Below are 16,193 nucleotides of genomic sequence, written 5' to 3'. Positions count from 1 at the left end.
CGGTCCCTCCCACAGTAGTGGGACCGCCGTACCCGATCAGCGGGAATTCCCGCGCCCGTCACCGCCCGTCAGTGGGTCTCGGGCAGCCAGCCCAGCTGCACCAGCGGCGCGCCCCGCTTCCGCGACACGAACGTGCCCCGGCCCGGAGGCATCGGCCGCGCCCGGACGTTGCCCAGGATGTCGCCCTCCTGCGGGTCGCCGGAGAGGATCACGCCCTGCGCGCCCAGCTCCTTCACGCGCTGCATGAACGGCTCGTACATCGCGCGGGAGGCGCCTCCGGAGCTGCGCGCCACGATGAACCGGATGCCGACGTCCCGCGCGAACGGCAGGTTCTCCACCAGGACCGCCAGCGGGTTCCCCGAGTTGGTGGCCACCAGCTCGAAGTCGTCGACCAGGACGTACAGTTGCGGACCCGTCCACCAGCTGCGGTCGCGCAGCTGCTGCGGTGTGATGTCGGGCTTGGGCGCCCGCTTCGTCATCACCGTGTTGATCGCCTCCATGTGCATCTGCATGGCGGAGGCCATCGGCGCGTACTCCAGGAGGTGCGAGGGCGCGACCGCCTCCAGCATCGTCCGCCGGTAGTCGCCCACCACGATCCGCGCCTGCTCCGGCGTGTACCGCTCGCACAGCTGCTTGGCGATGAGCCGCAGCAGCGCCGTCTTGCCGGACTCGCTCTCGCCGAAGATCAGGAAGAACGGGTCCGACTCGAAGTCGACGAACACCGGCTCCAGGTTCGTCTCGTCGATGCCGATCGCGACGCCGTGCTGCGGGTACTCGAAGCCCTTCGGCAGCCGCTCCGCCGGCAGCTTGCGCGGCAGCAGCCGCACCGCGGGGGCCGGAGCCCCGGTCCAGGACGCCTGCACCGAACGTACGAACGCGGCCGTGCCGTCCGACAGGTCGGCCGCCGAGCTCGATCCGTCGATCCGCGGCAGCGCGCCCATGAAGTGCAGCTTCTCGGGCACCTGGCCGCGGCCCGGCACGCCGGGCGGCACGTTCGCCGCGACCTTGCGGTCGAACTCGGAGTCCATGACGTCACCGAGCCGCAGTTCCAGCCGGCCCAGCATCTGGTCCTTCAGCGCCGCACGCACCTCCATGTACCGGGAGGCGGTGATCACCACGTGGATGCCGTAGCCGAGACCGCGCGCGGCGATGTCGGAGACGATCGGCTCCAGGACGTCGTAGTCGTTGCGGAAGCCGCCCCAGCCGTCCACGATCAGGAAGACGTCGCCCCAGGCCTCGCCGGGCAGCTCGCCCGCGGCCCGCTTGCGCCGGTAGGTCGCGATCGAGTCGATGGAGTGCGAACGGAAGAACTCCTCGCGCCGGTTCAGCACGCCCATCACCTCGGCGACCGTACGCCGCACCCGCTCCGGGTCCAGCCGGGACGCCACCCCGCCGACGTGCGGCAGATCGGCGAGCGACACCATGCCGCCACCACCGAAGTCCAGGCAGTAGAACTGCACCTCGGCCGGGGTGTGCGTGAGCGCGAACGACGAGATGAGCGTGCGCATCATCGTCGACTTGCCGGACTGCGGACCGCCGACCACCATCATGTGGCCCGCCGCGCCCGAGAAGTCCCGGTACAGCACCTCGCGCCGCTGCTCGAACGGCTTGTCGATGAGGCCGAGCGGCACCGTGAGACCGCCCTGGCGCGTGTACTCGGTCGCCGTGAGCCCCCGGTCCGCGGTCTGCGCGAGACCCGGGAGCAGCTGGTCGAGCGACGGCGCCTGGTCGAGCGGCGGCAGCCACACCTGGTGCGCGGGCACGCCCTGGCCCTCCAGACGGCGCACGATCACGTCGAGGACGGTGTCCGCGAGCGCCTCGTCCTCCTCCGCGCGCTGCTGCGCGAGGTAAGCCGGGTCCGGCGCCGCGTACACGACGGGCACCGGCGCCGCCGTGAACAGCGCGGGACGCCGCTCCACCGGCATGTGCCCGATCTCCAGACGCGGCCCGCCCGTCCGGTACGTGCCCGAGACGTACGCCGCCTTGAAGCGGGTCATCTCGTCCGTACCGAACTTCAGATAGCCCGAACCCGGCACCGAGGGCAGGTGGTACGCGTCCGGCACACCGATCGCCGTCCGCGACTCCGCCGCCGAGAAGGTCCGCAGACCGATCCGGTACGAGAGGTACGTGTCCAGGCCGCGCAGCTTGCCCTCCTCCAGGCGCTGCGAGGCGAGCAGCAGATGCACACCCAGCGAGCGGCCGATGCGGCCGATCTGGATGAACATGTCGATGAAGTCCGGCTTGGCGGTGAGGAGTTCGGAGAACTCGTCGATCACCAGGACCAGCGAGGCGAGCGGTTCGAGCGGGGCGCCCGCCGCGCGCGCCTTCTCGTAGTCGTGGATGTTGGCGTAGTTGCCGGCCGACCGCAGCAGCTCCTGACGCCGCTGCAGCTCACCGCGGATCGCGTCGCCCATGCGGTCGACGAGCGTCAGGTCGTCCGACAGGTTGGTGATGACCGCCGCCACGTGCGGCATCTGCGACATGCCCGCGAAGGTCGCGCCGCCCTTGAAGTCCGCGAGGACGAAGTTCAGCGTCTCCGAGGAGTGCGTCACCGCCAGGCCGAGCACCAGCGTCCTCAGGAGCTCCGACTTTCCGGAACCCGTGGCGCCCACGCACAGACCGTGCGGGCCCATGCCCTCCTGCGCGGCCTCCTTGAGGTCGAGCATGACCGGCTGACCGTCCTCGCCGACACCGATCGGCACCCGGAGGCGCTCGGCCACCGAACGGGGCCGCCAGGTCCGCGCCACGTCCACCGACGCCGCGTCGCCCAGGTTCAGCAGATCCGTGAAGTCCAGATTGGCGAGCAGCGGCTCGTCGTCGTCCCCGCCGCCCATCCTCAGCGGGGCCAGCTGACGGGCCAGCGCCTCCGCCGCGGGCAGCGAGATGCCGTCCGGCAGACCCTCGTACGCGAAACCGCCGCCCGACTCCAGCCGCAGCCGGCCCGGCCGTACGACCACGGACAGACCACCGCGCGGCTCGTCGAGGTCACCGGAGACGACCTCCACGATCGTCACGCCCTGCAGGCCCTCCGCCGCCGCGAGCAGGGAGTCCGGCGGAACCAGACCACCGCGGGTGGAATCGGAGTCCAGGACCACGACCACGTGCGGCTGGTCGAGCACCGGCTGGTTCTCCCGGGAGAACCGCGGCCGGCCGTCCAGTTTCGAGCGGACCAACTGCTCCAGCTCACCGAGGTCGTCGCCGAACAGACGCTTCGTGCCCGCCCCGTCGACCTGCCCCGGCACCTGCGTGTGCGGCAGCCACTTCGTCCAGTCCCAGCGCTCCTGCGCCGGTCGGGCGGCGACCACCGCGAGCATCAGGTCCTCGGGGGAGTGCAGGGTCACCAGCTGCGCCACCAGGGCACGCGCCGCCGCCTGCGCCGACTCCGGCTCACCGGACACCGTCACGTGGTAGAACGCCCGCATCGAGACCGCCATCGGCAGTCCGTCCAGGGTGCCGTGCACCGCCAGGAACTGCTGCATCGCACCCGCGCACAGCGGCTCCAGCTCGTCCACCGGAGCCGTGTCCGGCGCCACGAGCGGCGTCGCCAACTGCTGGGCCCCGAGCCCTATCCGCGCCTGCCCGAAGTCATGGTCACCGACCCGGCGCTCCCACACCCGCGAGCCCTCGGCCACGACCGACCACAACTGCTCGGGGGACGGGTGCAGATACAACTGCGCGTCCCGCTGCTTGTGCGCCGTGCGCCGGACCGTACGTCGGGTCTGCGCGAGGTATTTGAGGTAGTCGCGGCGGACATCGGACATTTGCCCCTGCGTACCGCGACGGAATCTCACGAACTGGGCGACGGCCATCGCGACCGTCGAGGCGAGCATCAGCGTGCCCATGATCCGCATGATCGGCGACGGCGTCATGAAGAAGAACACCACCGAGGAACCCATGCCGAGCATCGGCAGGAGCTGCATCAACGCCGACTCCTGTTGTCCCCGCGGGAGTTCCGGCGGGGACTCCAGGACCAGTTCCCCACCGGGCACTTCCGGCGGAAGAGACCTCGGCGGGCGTTTGACGACGATCTGGCTCACCGGCGCATCAATCCCTCGTTGGAGGCGGGCTCGTGGCGGGAGCATCCGCCCGGCACCCCTGTCGGCAGCCGGGCACACGGACTTCCCCCATGGGACGGCGATCCTACTTGCAGCCCTCACCCGCCGTCCCCGGTAGGGTGGCGCGCGCATCGTGCGCAACCGCGAATCAGGGGGTCCAGACACGTGAGTACGACCGCAGCGACCGGTTTCTGCCGCGTCACCGTCGTGGCGCCGGACAGCCGCATCGACGTCGCGCTCCCCGAGGACATCGCCGTCGCCGACGTCTACCCGGAGATCCTGCGCCTCACCGGACAGACACAGGCCGCCGGTACGCCCACGGGCTACCACCTGGTCCGCCGGGACGGATCCGTCCTCGACGGGGCCCGCACCCTCGCGGCCCAGCAGGTCCTCGACGGCGAGGTGCTCTCCCTGCGCCCGTTCGCCCAGTCCCTGCCGCCGGCCGTCTACGACGACGTGTCCGACGCCGTCGCCTCCGCCGTCACCCGCGACCGGCACCTGTGGGGCGACGAGCTGCTGCGCGGCGCCGGACTCCTCGGCGGCGTGCTGCTCCTCGTCCTGATGGGCTTCGTGCTCTGGTTCGCCGACCCGATCCGGCACGACATGCACAGCCTGCCCGGGATCATCGCGGGCGCCGCCGGATTCCTCCTCACCGCCTTCGCCGGAGTACGCGCCCGCGTGTACGGCGACCGGGCCACCGCCGTCGCCCTCGGCCTGGGCGCGCTGCCGCTGCTGCTCATCGCCGGCTCCGGCATCATCGGCCCCGACGCCGGCCAGGGCCCCGGCCGCCTCCAGTTCCTGCTCGGCTGCGTCACCGTCCTGGTGGCCTCGGTGGCGCTCGTCGCGCTCACCCCCAGTGGCGACGCGCCCTTCGTCGCCGCCACCTTCCTCGCCACCGTCGGCACCCTCGCGACCTTCGTGGCGATCCTCACCGAGTCGACCGCCACCGAGACGGCAGCCGCCTGCGCCCCTGTCGCCATCGGCCTCGTCGCCTTCCTGCCCGGCCTCTCCGCCCGCTTCGCCCGGCTCCCCATCGGCTACGCCGCCCCCCGCAGCGCCGCCGGCGACGAGTTCCACGGCGACCCGCAGCAGCCGGCCGGCGAGGACCACCAGCCCGTCGACGGCGAGCGCATCGCGCTCCAGGCCCGCCGCGGCCACGAGATGCTCCTCGGCCTGGTCGGCGGGTGCGCCGCGGTCGTCGTCGGCTCCGCGGCCGTCCTCGGCTTCGCCGGAAACATGTGGGGGCAGCTCCTCGCCCTCGCCTCCGGCCTGGCGATGCTGCTGCGCGCCCGCCTCTTCCGCTACACCTCGCAGGTCGTCTGCGTCCTGGTGGCCGGCATCGCCGCCATCGCGCTGCTCGTCCTCGGGCTCTCCCTCAACCCGCCGGCGGACCTGGTCAAGGACCTCCTCATGTACGGCGACCGGGGCGGCCTCGACATCCGTACGATCTGGCTCACCGCGTCCGTCGCCGCCGGAGCGGCGCTGATCACCGCGATCGGCCTGATCATCCCGAGGAAGGGCCTCTCCCCGTTCTGGGGCCGCCTCCTCGACCTGGCCGAGGGCTTCGTCCTGCTCTCCCTCGTCCCGCTCTGCCTCGCCGTCCTCGACGTCTTCTCCATGGTCCGCTCCTTGACCAGCAAGTAGCCGTCTGCTCCGGGGGCGCTCCGGCGAGCTGGTACGCTGTGTGACGGCCGTTTGTGTACGCGCTCCCGGAATCCTCTGGAAGCTGCGCCCATCGGACCTTCGCCCGTCGAGTCACGGAAGCTTCCCCTGAGATCAAGACCAGGGGCACTCACGGGCGCACGAACACCTAAGAGGAGATCCGCGTGGCTCTCGACGCCGCTGTCAAGAAGCAGATCATGGCCGAGTTCGGCACCAAGGAGGGCGACACCGGCTCCCCCGAGGTCCAGGTCGCGATGCTGTCCCGTCGCATCTCGGACCTGACCGAGCACCTCAAGCAGCACAAGCACGACCACCACTCCCGTCGTGGTCTGCTGATCCTGGTCGGCCAGCGCCGCCGCCTGCTGCAGTACCTGGCCAAGAAGGACATCGCGCGCTTCCGTACGCTCGTCGACCGGCTCGGCATCCGCCGCGGTGCGGCCGGCGGCGCCAAGTAAGTCGCCGTTGAGGGAGCGGTTCCCCCTTTCAGGGGGCCGCTCCCTTTGCTGTACGTGCACAAAGTGCGCATCGGCCCGTAGGCTGGTCGCACAACCCCCATAACGACGAGCGAGGAGCCGCCGGCTCGCCGCCGGTCCTCGGTAGTGGCCCCCGGAACGAAACCCCGGGTGCTTCGATCGAAGACCGGCCAGCACCCGAGGCGTGCTTCTCCGCCCCCGTCGCACACCGTCCCCGGCCACACGGGCCCCGGACGCAAAGACGAACACGTAGGAGAAACCGCTAGTGGAGAACGAGACCCACTACGCCGAGGCCGTCATCGACAACGGCACCTTCGGCACCCGCACCATCCGCTTCGAGACCGGCCGCCTCGCCAAGCAGGCCGCCGGCTCCGCCGTCGCCTACCTGGACGACGACACGATGGTCCTCTCGGCGACCACCGCCTCGAAGCGTCCCAAGGACCAGCTCGACTTCTTCCCGCTGACGGTGGACGTCGAGGAGCGGCAGTACGCGGCCGGCAAGATCCCCGGCTCCTTCTTCCGCCGTGAGGGCCGTCCCTCCGAGGACGCGATCCTCACCTGCCGCCTGATCGACCGCCCGCTGCGCCCCTCCTTCAAGAAGGGCCTGCGCAACGAGATCCAGATCGTCGAGACGATCATGGCGCTCAACCCCGACCACCTGTACGACGTGGTCGCGATCAACGCCGCCTCCGCCTCCACGATCCTGGCGGGCCTGCCCTTCTCCGGCCCCATCGGCGCCACCCGCGTCGCCCTGATCAAGGGCCAGTGGGTCGCCTTCCCGACGCACACCGAGCTCGAGGACGCCGTCTTCGACATGGTCGTCGCCGGACGCGTCCTGGAGGACGGCGACGTCGCGATCATGATGGTCGAGGCCGAGGCCACCGAGAAGACCATCGAGCTCGTCAAGGGCGGCGCCGAGGCGCCGACCGAGGAGGTCGTCGCCGCCGGTCTCGAGGCCGCGAAGCCCTTCATCAAGGTCCTCTGCAAGGCCCAGTCGGACCTCGCCGCCAAGGCCGCCAAGCCCACCGGCGAGTTCCCGGTCTTCCTGGACTACCAGGACGACGTCCTGGAGGCGCTGACCGCCGCCGTCAAGGGTGAGCTCACCAAGGCGCTCACCATCGCCGGCAAGCAGGAGCGCGAGGCCGAGCTCGACCGCATCAAGGAGCTCGCTGCCGAGAAGCTGCTCCCGGCCTTCGAGGGCCGCGAGAAGGAGATCGGCGGTGCCTACCGCGCGCTGACCAAGAAGCTGGTCCGCGAGCGCGTCATCAAGGACAAGGTCCGCATCGACGGCCGTGGCCTGACGGACATCCGTACGCTGGCGGCCGAGGTCGAGGCCATCCCGCGCGTGCACGGCTCGGCGCTGTTCGAGCGTGGCGAGACCCAGATCCTGGGCGTCACCACCCTCAACATGCTCCGCATGGAGCAGCAGCTGGACACCCTCTCCCCGGTGACCCGCAAGCGCTACATGCACAACTACAACTTCCCGCCGTACTCCGTCGGCGAGACCGGCCGCGTGGGCTCGCCCAAGCGCCGCGAGATCGGCCACGGCGCCCTCGCCGAGCGCGCCCTCGTGCCGGTGCTGCCGACCCGCGAGGAGTTCCCCTACGCGATCCGCCAGGTGTCCGAGGCTCTCGGCTCCAACGGTTCGACGTCGATGGGCTCGGTCTGCGCCTCCACCATGTCGCTGCTGAACGCCGGCGTGCCGCTCAAGGCCGCCGTCGCCGGCATCGCCATGGGTCTGATCTCCGAGGAGATCGACGGCCAGACGCACTACGTCGCCCTCACCGACATCCTCGGTGCGGAGGACGCCTTCGGCGACATGGACTTCAAGGTCGCCGGCACGAAGCAGTTCGTGACCGCGCTCCAGCTCGACACCAAGCTGGACGGCATCCCCGCGTCGGTCCTGGCCGCCGCGCTGAAGCAGGCCCGCGACGCGCGTCTGCACATCCTCGACGTGATGAACGAGGCGATCGACGTTCCGGACGAGATGTCCCCGAACGCGCCGCGCATCATCACCGTCAAGATCCCGGTGGACAAGATCGGTGAGGTCATCGGCCCCAAGGGCAAGATGATCAACCAGATCCAGGAGGACACCGGCGCCGAGATCACGATCGAGGACGACGGCACCATCTACATCGGTGCCCAGCAGGGCTCGCAGGCCGAGGCCGCCCGCGCCACGATCAACGGCATCGCCAACCCGACCATGCCGGAGGTCGGCGAGCGCTACCTGGGTACGGTCGTCAAGACCACCACCTTCGGTGCCTTCGTCTCCCTGCTCCCGGGCAAGGACGGCCTGCTGCACATCTCGCAGATCCGCAAGCTCGCCGGTGGCAAGCGCGTGGAGAACGTCGAGGACGTGCTCGCGATCGGCTCCAAGGTCCAGGTCGAGATCGCCGAGATCGACCAGCGCGGCAAGCTGTCCCTGATCCCCGTGATCGCGGACGAGGACGGCGCCGCCGACGACAAGGGCGACACCGACCAGTGACGTCCCGTAGTTCCCGCGCGACGGCCCGCCCCTCCTCGGAGGGGCGGGCCGTCGCCCGTACCCAAACGCTTCTCCCGGGCAAGGACGGCATCGGCACGGTCCGCCGCACGACCCTCCCCGGCGGCCTCCGGATCGTCACCGAGACCCTTCCCTCCGTGCGCTCCGCCACCTTCGGCATCTGGGCGCACGTCGGATCCCGCGACGAGACCCCGGCGCTCAACGGCGCCACCCACTACCTGGAGCACCTCCTCTTCAAGGGCACCCACAAGCGGTCCGCCCTCGACATCTCCGCCGCGATCGACGCGGTCGGCGGCGAGATGAACGCCTTCACGGCGAAGGAGTACACCTGCTACTACGCCCGGGTCCTCGACACCGACCTGCCGCTGGCGATCGACGTCGTCTGCGACATGCTCACGGGCTCGCTCATCCTCGGCGAGGACGTGGACGCCGAGCGCGGTGTCATCCTCGAAGAGATCGCGATGACCGAGGACGACCCCGGTGACGTCGTGCACGAGCTCTTCGCACAGACCATGTTCGGCGACACCCCGCTGGGCCGCCCGGTCCTCGGCACCGTCGACACGGTCAACGCGCTCAGCCGCGGCCAGATCGCCCGCTTCTACAAGAAGCACTACGACCCGACCCACCTGGTCGTCGCCGCCGCGGGCAACGTCGACCACGCCACGGTGGTACGCCAGGTCCGCCGCGCCTTCGAGAAGGCCGGCGCCCTCACCCGTACCGACGCCGTCCCCGTCGCCCCGCGCGACGGCCTGCGCACCCTGCGCGCGGCGGGCCGCGTCGAGCTCCTGAACCGCAAGACCGAGCAGGCCCACGTGGTCCTGGGCATGCCGGGCCTGGCCCGCACCGACGAGCGCCGCTGGGCCCTCGGCGTGCTGAACACCGCCCTCGGCGGCGGCATGTCCTCCCGCCTCTTCCAGGAGGTCCGCGAGAAGCGCGGTCTGGCCTACAGCGTGTACTCGTACACCTCGGGCTTCGCCGACTGCGGGCTCTTCGGCGTGTACGCGGGCTGCCGCCCGGGCCAGGTCCACGACGTCCTGAAGATCTGCCGCGACGAGCTCCACAAGGTCGCCTCCGACGGCCTCACGGACGACGAGATCGCCCGCGCCGTCGGCCAGCTCTCCGGTTCGACCGTGCTCGGCCTCGAGGACACCGGCGCGCTGATGAACCGCATCGGCAAGAGCGAGCTGTGCTGGGGCACCCAGATGTCGGTCGACGACATGCTGGACCGGATCGCCGCCGTCACCCCGGACGAGGTCCGGGAGGTCGCACGCGATGTACTGGACCAGCGGCCCTCGCTCTCGGTGATCGGCCCGCTGAAGGACAAGCAGGCGGACCGCCTCCACCAAGCGGTCTCCTGACCCCCGAGTCCCCTAAGGAAGAGCAATGAGCAAGCTGCGCGTGGCGGTCCTCGGTGCACAGGGCCGTATCGGCTCCGAGGCCGTGAGGGCCGTCGAGGCCGCCGAGGACATGGAACTGGTCGCGGCCCTCGGCCGCGGCGACAAGCTGGAGCGCCTCGTCGAGGCGGACGCCCAGGTCGTCGTCGAGCTGACCACCCCGGCCTCGGTCATGGAGAACCTCGACTTCTGCGTGCGCCACGGCATCCACGCGGTCGTCGGCACCACCGGCTGGACCGAGGAGCGCCTCGCGCAGCTGCGGACCTGGCTCGCCGCCTCCCCGGAGACCGGCGTCCTCATCGCTCCGAACTTCTCCATCGGCGCGGTCCTCACCATGAGGTTCGCCCAGCTCGCGGCCCCGTACTTCGAGTCCGTCGAGGTGGTCGAGCTGCACCACCCGCACAAGGTGGACGCCCCCTCCGGCACCGCCACCCGGACGGCCCAGCTGATCGCCGCCGCCCGCGCCGAGGCCGGCCTCGGCGCCCAGCCGGACTCCACCGCGACCGCCCTGGACGGGGCGCGCGGTGCCGACGTCGACGGCGTCCGCGTCCACTCCGTACGCCTGGCGGGCCTCCTGGCCCACCAGGAGGTGCTGCTCGGCGGCGAGGGCGAGACCCTGACGGTCCGCCACGACTCGCTGCACCACTCCAGCTTCATGCCGGGCATCCTTCTGGGCGCCCGCCGTGTCCCCAGCACTCCGGGCCTCACCTTCGGCCTGGAGCACTTCCTGGACCTGGGCTGACGGCCATGGGCGGAAAGATCACGTACGTCTTCCTCTCCACCGTGCTCGTCCTCGTCTTCGGCGTGGTGGCGATGGAGGGCGTGCTGCTCCTCCTCACGGGCGAGCCGGCCGCCATGGGCATGGGCGCGGTGGCGTTCCTGCTGCCCGCGGTCGGCGGCTGGTTCCTCTGGCAGAACACCCGGTTCGCCCGCCGGGCGAACCGCCTCGCCACCGAACTGGAGGCGGAGGGCGGCCTGCCCGTCGACGAGCTGAAGCGCACCGAGGGCGGCCGCATCGACCGCGACTCGGCCGACGAGGTCTTCGCCCGGCGCAAGGCCGAGACGGAGGACACGCCGGACGACTGGCGCTGCTGGTTCCGGCTCGCGGTCGCCTATCACGACGCCCGCGACACCCCGCGGGCCCGCAAGGCGATGCAGAGGGCCATCGCCCTCCACGAGGGGCGTCCGGTCAGCGCGTAGCGGCCGGGGCCACGCCGTACTCGGCGTTCCAGGCCTCGACCGTGTCGGCCGCCCGGTCGAAGGCCTCGACCCGGGAGAGGAAGTCGGCGTTGTGGTCGGTGAGCAGCATCAGCTGCTCACCGCCGCGCCGGCCGAGCACCAGGGCCTGACCCTGGACCGTGCGGGGGAGCCCCAGCCAGCGCACCGGCTGCTGGACGGTGCGGACGGAGGTCACCTTCGCCCACGGCACGGTGACGGTCGAGAAGAAGGCCACGCGGCGGATGCCGGCGCGGCTCACCCAGGTGCCCATGCGCAGCATCCGCAGGGCGGCCAGGATGACGAGTACGGCGGTGGCCAGGGTGGCGGCCCCACCGCTGAATCCTCCGGCCGCGGTGATGATCACCGCGGCGAGGAGGACGAACGAGGCCAGCAGCAGCGCGAGCGCCGCCGCCCCGACCCGCCAGGACCCGGGCCGGTACGGACGGCGCCACTGGTCGTGGTCGTCGAACGGCAGGGCGACGTGGTCGGTCGTGTCAAAAGCACGGTCGGCCGTCAGAAAGGGCAGGGGCACGACAGGTCCTCACTCACAAGCACGCTCGAAGGGGCGGTGCCCGGTGAGGCTACCTCAGCGGTTGTCGGAGGCTTCGGACTGCTGCTGACGAGTGGCGGAGTCGCCCGCCTGAAGCGACGGCATCCCGAAGATCAACGAGCCCACGAGGCCGGCCACGACGGTCAGCCCCAGCAGGGTACGGCCCACGATCTGCGAGGCGCCGAGGCGCTCCCGGGGTGGTGGAGTGACGTTACTGCGAAAGTGGTCGGCCTCCGCGACGAACGCGAACGGTACGGCCTCTTTCCGGCTGAACATCAGAGCCACTCTCCTCGGGTCGTCGTCATGCTTCACAAGGAGAGACGACAGAACCGTGGTTTTGGTGCCCTATTTCACCAAAGCAGCCGAATCTCATCCTCCGGTAGGACGTCGTTAGAGTGGGCGACTGCAACAGCCGATTGGAAGGACCGCTGGTGACCGACAGCCCCACCGAGAACGTGAAGATCGACTTCCGGAGCGACGTCACCGTCGAGCTGGTCAAGAGCGCGGCGGCCGACTCCGACGTCCTCTGGGCAGCCCGGGTCTCCACGGCGGGCGAGCAGTCCCTCGAAGAGCTCCAGAAGGACCCGGAGCGCTCCAAGGGCCTCATCAACTACCTGATGCGGGACCGCCACGGCAGCCCCTTCGAGCACAACTCGATGACCTTCTTCATCAGCGCCCCGATCTTCGTGTTCCGCGAGTTCATGCGACACCGCGTGGGCTGGTCGTACAACGAGGAATCGGGCCGCTACAGGGAGCTCCAGCCGGTCTTCTACGTCCCGGACGCCTCCCGCAAGCTCGTCCAGGAGGGCCGCCCCGGCAAGTACGTCTTCGTCGACGGCACCCAGGAGCAGCACGACCTGGTCAGCCGCACGATGGAGGACTCGTACCGCCAGGCGTACGCCACCTACCAGGAGATGCTCGCCGCCGGCGTCGCCCGCGAGGTCGCCCGCTCGGTCCTCCCCGTCGGCCTGTTCTCCTCGATGTACGCCACCTGCAACGCTCGCTCGCTGATGCACTTCCTCGGCCTGCGCACCCAGCACGAGCTGGCCGCGGTCCCGTCCTTCCCGCAGCGGGAGATCGAGATGGTCGGCGAGAAGATGGAGGAGCACTGGGCCCGGCTGATGCCGCTGACCCATGGAGCCTTCAACAAGAACGGCCGTGTGGCCCCATAGGGCACAGATGTCCGAACCACCCGCGCGAAGTGTCCGTATTGCGACGTTTCACGAAGTTCATCTAGGCTGATCAAACGGACCCGGCGCTGCCTGAACCCCCGAGCAGGCAGCGCCGGGCTCCCTTTCTCCTGTCCCCCTAGGGGACACCCGGCGCTGAGCAGCGAGTAGCGTGTTACCCATGGCTCCGATCTCCACTCCGCAGACCCCCTTCGGGCGGGTCCTCACCGCCATGGTCACGCCCTTCACGGCGGACGGCGCACTCGACCTCGACGGTGCCCAGCGACTGGCCACCCATCTGGTGGACGCAGGCAACGACGGCCTCGTCATCAACGGCACCACCGGCGAGTCCCCCACCACCAGCGACGCGGAGAAATCGGAGCTGGTACGAGCGGTACTGGAGGCGGTCGGCGACCGCGCCCACATCGTGGCCGGCATCGGCACCAACGACACCCACCACTCCATCGAGCTCGCCCGCACCGCCGAGCGCGACGGCGCACACGGTCTGCTCGCCGTCACGCCGTACTACAACAAGCCCCCGCAAGAGGGCCTCTACCGGCACTTCTCGGCCATCGCCGACGCCACCGAGCTCCCGGTGATGCTCTACGACATCCCCGGCCGCAGCGGCGTCCCGATCGACACCGAGACGCTCGTCCGGCTCGCCGAGCACCCGCGCATCGTCGCCAACAAGGACGCCAAGGGCGACCTCGGCCGCGCCAGCTGGGCCATCGCCCGCTCCGGCCTCGCCTGGTACTCCGGCGACGACATGCTCAACCTGCCCCTGCTCTCCGTCGGCGCCTGCGGCTTCGTCTCCGTCGTGGGCCACGTCGTCACCCCGGAGCTCCGCGCCCTCCTCGACGCCCACCTGGGCGGCGAGATCCAGAAGGCCACCGAGATCCACCAGAAGCTGCTCCCGGTCTACACCGGGATGTTCCGCACCCAGGGCGTCATGACCACCAAGGCCGCCCTCGCCCTCCAGGGCCACCCGGCCGGCCCCCTGCGGCTGCCCCTCGTGGAGCTGTCCCCCGAGGAGACCGAGCAGCTCAAGATCGACCTGGCCGCCGGCGGGGTAGAGCTCTGACAACGGACTTCACAACTGAACACTGACAACAGCAAGTGCACGAATGTCATGCGCGCCACGTGCCAAGGGGTACGTGGCGTGCGTGGTGAGGAGAGTCTTTTGAGTCATCCGCATCCTGAACTCGGTGCCCCGCCGAAGCTGCCGAAGGGCGCCCTGCGCGTCATCCCGCTCGGCGGGCTCGGCGAAATCGGCCGGAACATGACGGTCTTCGAATTCGACGGCCGTCTGCTCATCGTCGACTGCGGCGTCCTCTTCCCCGAAGAGGAGCAGCCCGGTATCGACCTGATCCTCCCGGACTTCACCATCATCCGGGACCGCCTCGACGACATCGAAGGCATCGTGCTCACGCACGGCCACGAGGACCACATCGGTGCCGTCCCCTACCTGCTCCGGCTCAAGCCGGACATCCCGCTGATCGGCTCCAAGCTGACCCTCGCCCTGATCGAGGCCAAGCTCCAGGAGCACCGCATCCGCCCCTACACCCTTGAGGTGAAGGAGGGCGACCGGGAGGTCCTGGGCTCGTTCGACTGCGAGTTCATCGCGGTCAACCACTCCATCCCGGACGCGCTCGCGGTCGCGATCCGCACCCCCGCGGGCATGGCCGTCGCCACCGGCGACTTCAAGATGGACCAGCTCCCGCTGGACGGCCGCCTCACCGACCTCCACGCGTTCGCGCGGCTGAGCGAGGAAGGCATCGACCTCCTTCTCTCGGACTCCACGAACGCCGAGGTCCCGGGCTTCGTCCCGCCGGAGAAGGACATCTCCAACGTCCTGCGCACGGTCTTCGCGAACGCCCAGAAGCGCATCATCGTGGCCAGCTTCGCCAGCCACGTGCACCGCATCCAGCAGATCCTCGACGCCGCCCACGAGTACGGCCGCCGGGTCGCCTTCGTCGGCCGCTCGATGGTCCGCAACATGGGCATCGCCCGCGACCTGGGCTACCTCCGGGTCCCGGCCGGCCTCGTCGTGGACGTGAAGACCCTCGACGACCTGCCGGACGACGAGGTCGTGCTGGTCTGCACGGGTTCCCAGGGCGAGCCGATGGCGGCCCTGTCCCGCATGGCCAACCGCGACCACCAGATCCGGATCGTCCCCGGCGACACCGTGATCCTGGCGTCGTCCCTGATCCCGGGCAACGAGAACGCGGTCTACCGCGTGATCAACGGCCTGACCCGCTGGGGCGCGAACGTCGTCCACAAGGGCAACGCCAAGGTCCACGTCTCGGGCCACGCCTCGGCCGGCGAGCTGCTGTACTTCTACAACATCTGCCGCCCGAAGAACCTCATGCCGGTCCACGGCGAATGGCGCCACCTCCGCGCCAACGCCGAGCTCGGCGCGCTGACGGGCATCCCCAAGGACCACATCGTCATCGCCGAGGACGGCGTCGTCGTCGACCTGGTCGACGGCCGCGCCCGGATCACCGGCAAGGTCCAGGCCGGTTACGTGTACGTCGACGGCCTCTCGGTCGGCGACGTCACCGAGACCTCCCTCAAGGACCGCCGGATCCTCGGCGAGGAGGGCATCATCTCGGTCTTCGTCGTGGTCGACTCCTCGACGGGCAAGATCGTGGGCGGCCCGCACGTCCACGCCCGCGGCTCGGGCATCGACGACTCCGCGTTCGACGCGGTGCTCCCGAAGATCGACCAGGCCCTGAACAAGTCGTTCCAGGACGGCGTCGTGGAACCCCACCAGCTCCAGCAGCTGATCCGCCGCAGCGTCGGCAAGTGGGTCTCCGACACCTACCGCCGACGCCCGATGATCCTTCCGGTCGTCGTGGAGGTCTGACAGGTCTGACGGCCTGACCAGCGCAGCACCGGAGCGGGGCCCCTCGATTTGCATCGGGGCGCCCCGCTCCAGTACGTTTACGGCTCCGCCAGAACGGGAAGCCCCGGCGCCGACGTGCGCCCGAACGCTTCACCGGGAGGCGGAAAAACCGACTCAGATCTTCTGATAAAGTCGGAACCGCCGAAAGGCCCCCGGAGTGAAAACAAAAGGGACCGGAAAGCACCGAGGAAATCGGATCGGAAAGATCTGATAGAGTCGGAAACGCAAGACCGAAGGGAAGCCCGGAGGAAAGCCCGAGAGGGT

The 16,193-nt window shown here is 70.1% G+C and carries 12 protein-coding genes; 9 read left to right on the top strand and 3 right to left on the bottom strand.

The annotated features are described in order from the left end of the window. Positions 1–68: 68 nt before the first annotated feature. A complete protein-coding gene (eccCa, locus tag ACIP8Z_RS31075; protein WP_402089429.1) occupies positions 69–4,037 on the bottom strand; it encodes a type VII secretion protein EccCa in 3,969 nt (1,322 codons plus the stop codon). A 183-nt stretch (positions 4,038–4,220) separates the two neighbouring features. Here eccCa and eccD point away from each other — a divergent pair, with 183 nt between their 5' ends. The 6 genes from eccD (at position 4,221) to ACIP8Z_RS31045 (ending at position 11,287) form a co-directional block, all read left to right on the top strand. After that, complete coding sequence (eccD, locus tag ACIP8Z_RS31070; protein ID WP_402089427.1) at positions 4,221–5,699, top strand: type VII secretion integral membrane protein EccD; 1,479 nt, start codon at positions 4,221–4,223, stop codon at positions 5,697–5,699. Positions 5,700–5,881: 182 nt separating this feature from the next. Continuing rightward, complete coding sequence (gene rpsO, locus ACIP8Z_RS31065; protein WP_209497086.1) at positions 5,882–6,172, top strand: 30S ribosomal protein S15; 291 nt, start codon at positions 5,882–5,884, stop codon at positions 6,170–6,172. A gap of 283 nt (positions 6,173–6,455) precedes the next feature. Next, a complete protein-coding gene (locus ACIP8Z_RS31060) occupies positions 6,456–8,675 on the top strand; it encodes a polyribonucleotide nucleotidyltransferase (RefSeq protein ID WP_402089425.1) in 2,220 nt (739 codons plus the stop codon). After that, entirely contained in the window at positions 8,672–10,051 is a 1,380-nt protein-coding gene (locus ACIP8Z_RS31055) for a pitrilysin family protein (RefSeq protein WP_319320171.1), read from the top strand. Before ACIP8Z_RS31060 ends, ACIP8Z_RS31055 begins: the two co-directional genes overlap by 4 nt. Before the next feature lie 25 nt (positions 10,052–10,076). Beyond that, the gene (gene dapB, locus ACIP8Z_RS31050; protein ID WP_402089423.1) at positions 10,077–10,829 is read left to right on the top strand and encodes a 4-hydroxy-tetrahydrodipicolinate reductase; all 753 of its coding nucleotides are present in this window, start codon (positions 10,077–10,079) and stop codon (positions 10,827–10,829) included. A gap of 5 nt (positions 10,830–10,834) precedes the next feature. After that, positions 10,835–11,287: a hypothetical protein gene (locus tag ACIP8Z_RS31045; protein ID WP_319320178.1), complete on the top strand. Its 453-nt coding sequence runs from the start codon at positions 10,835–10,837 to the stop codon at positions 11,285–11,287. On the opposite strand, the gene ACIP8Z_RS31040 is transcribed toward ACIP8Z_RS31045, so the two are convergent. Both ACIP8Z_RS31040 and ACIP8Z_RS31035 read right to left on the bottom strand, forming a co-directional pair. Next, on the bottom strand, positions 11,277–11,837 hold the full coding sequence (locus ACIP8Z_RS31040) for a hypothetical protein (RefSeq protein WP_402089420.1): 561 nt from the start codon (positions 11,835–11,837) through the stop codon (positions 11,277–11,279). The genes ACIP8Z_RS31045 and ACIP8Z_RS31040 overlap by 11 nt on opposite strands. Positions 11,838–11,891: 54 nt before the next feature. Continuing rightward, positions 11,892–12,131: a hypothetical protein gene (locus ACIP8Z_RS31035; RefSeq protein WP_318207588.1), complete on the bottom strand. Its 240-nt coding sequence runs from the start codon at positions 12,129–12,131 to the stop codon at positions 11,892–11,894. Between the two features lie 155 nt (positions 12,132–12,286). Between ACIP8Z_RS31035 and thyX the strand changes: the two genes are divergently transcribed. The 3 genes from thyX to ACIP8Z_RS31020 all read left to right on the top strand — a co-directional run bounded on the left by thyX (position 12,287) and on the right by ACIP8Z_RS31020 (position 15,890). Further along, the gene (gene thyX, locus ACIP8Z_RS31030; protein ID WP_055600971.1) at positions 12,287–13,027 is read left to right on the top strand and encodes an FAD-dependent thymidylate synthase; all 741 of its coding nucleotides are present in this window, start codon (positions 12,287–12,289) and stop codon (positions 13,025–13,027) included. A gap of 178 nt (positions 13,028–13,205) precedes the next feature. Continuing rightward, a complete protein-coding gene (gene dapA, locus ACIP8Z_RS31025; RefSeq protein ID WP_402089418.1) occupies positions 13,206–14,105 on the top strand; it encodes a 4-hydroxy-tetrahydrodipicolinate synthase in 900 nt (299 codons plus the stop codon). A 99-nt stretch (positions 14,106–14,204) separates the two neighbouring features. Next, positions 14,205–15,890, top strand: a complete 1,686-nt coding sequence (locus ACIP8Z_RS31020) for a ribonuclease J (protein WP_319320189.1) — start codon at positions 14,205–14,207, stop codon at positions 15,888–15,890. Positions 15,891–16,193: the final 303 nt, after the last annotated feature.

The organism is Streptomyces sp. NPDC088553 (genome assembly GCF_044752965.1).
GTDB lineage: Bacteria > Actinomycetota > Actinomycetes > Streptomycetales > Streptomycetaceae > Streptomyces.
The sequence above is the reverse complement of the archived record's forward strand: the minus strand, read 5'-3'. Positions and strand labels throughout refer to the sequence as shown.

Excerpts from the sequence above, each read along its gene's own strand:
- dapB (WP_402089423.1), top strand. The coding sequence starts at position 10,077 with ATGAGCAAGCTGCGCGTGGCGGTCCTCGGTGCACAGGGCCGTATCGGC.
- ACIP8Z_RS31045 (WP_319320178.1), top strand. The coding sequence starts at position 10,835 with ATGGGCGGAAAGATCACGTACGTCTTCCTCTCCACCGTGCTCGTCCTC.
- ACIP8Z_RS31035 (WP_318207588.1), bottom strand. The coding sequence starts at position 12,131 with ATGTTCAGCCGGAAAGAGGCCGTACCGTTCGCGTTCGTCGCGGAGGCC.
- dapA (WP_402089418.1), top strand. The coding sequence starts at position 13,206 with ATGGCTCCGATCTCCACTCCGCAGACCCCCTTCGGGCGGGTCCTCACC.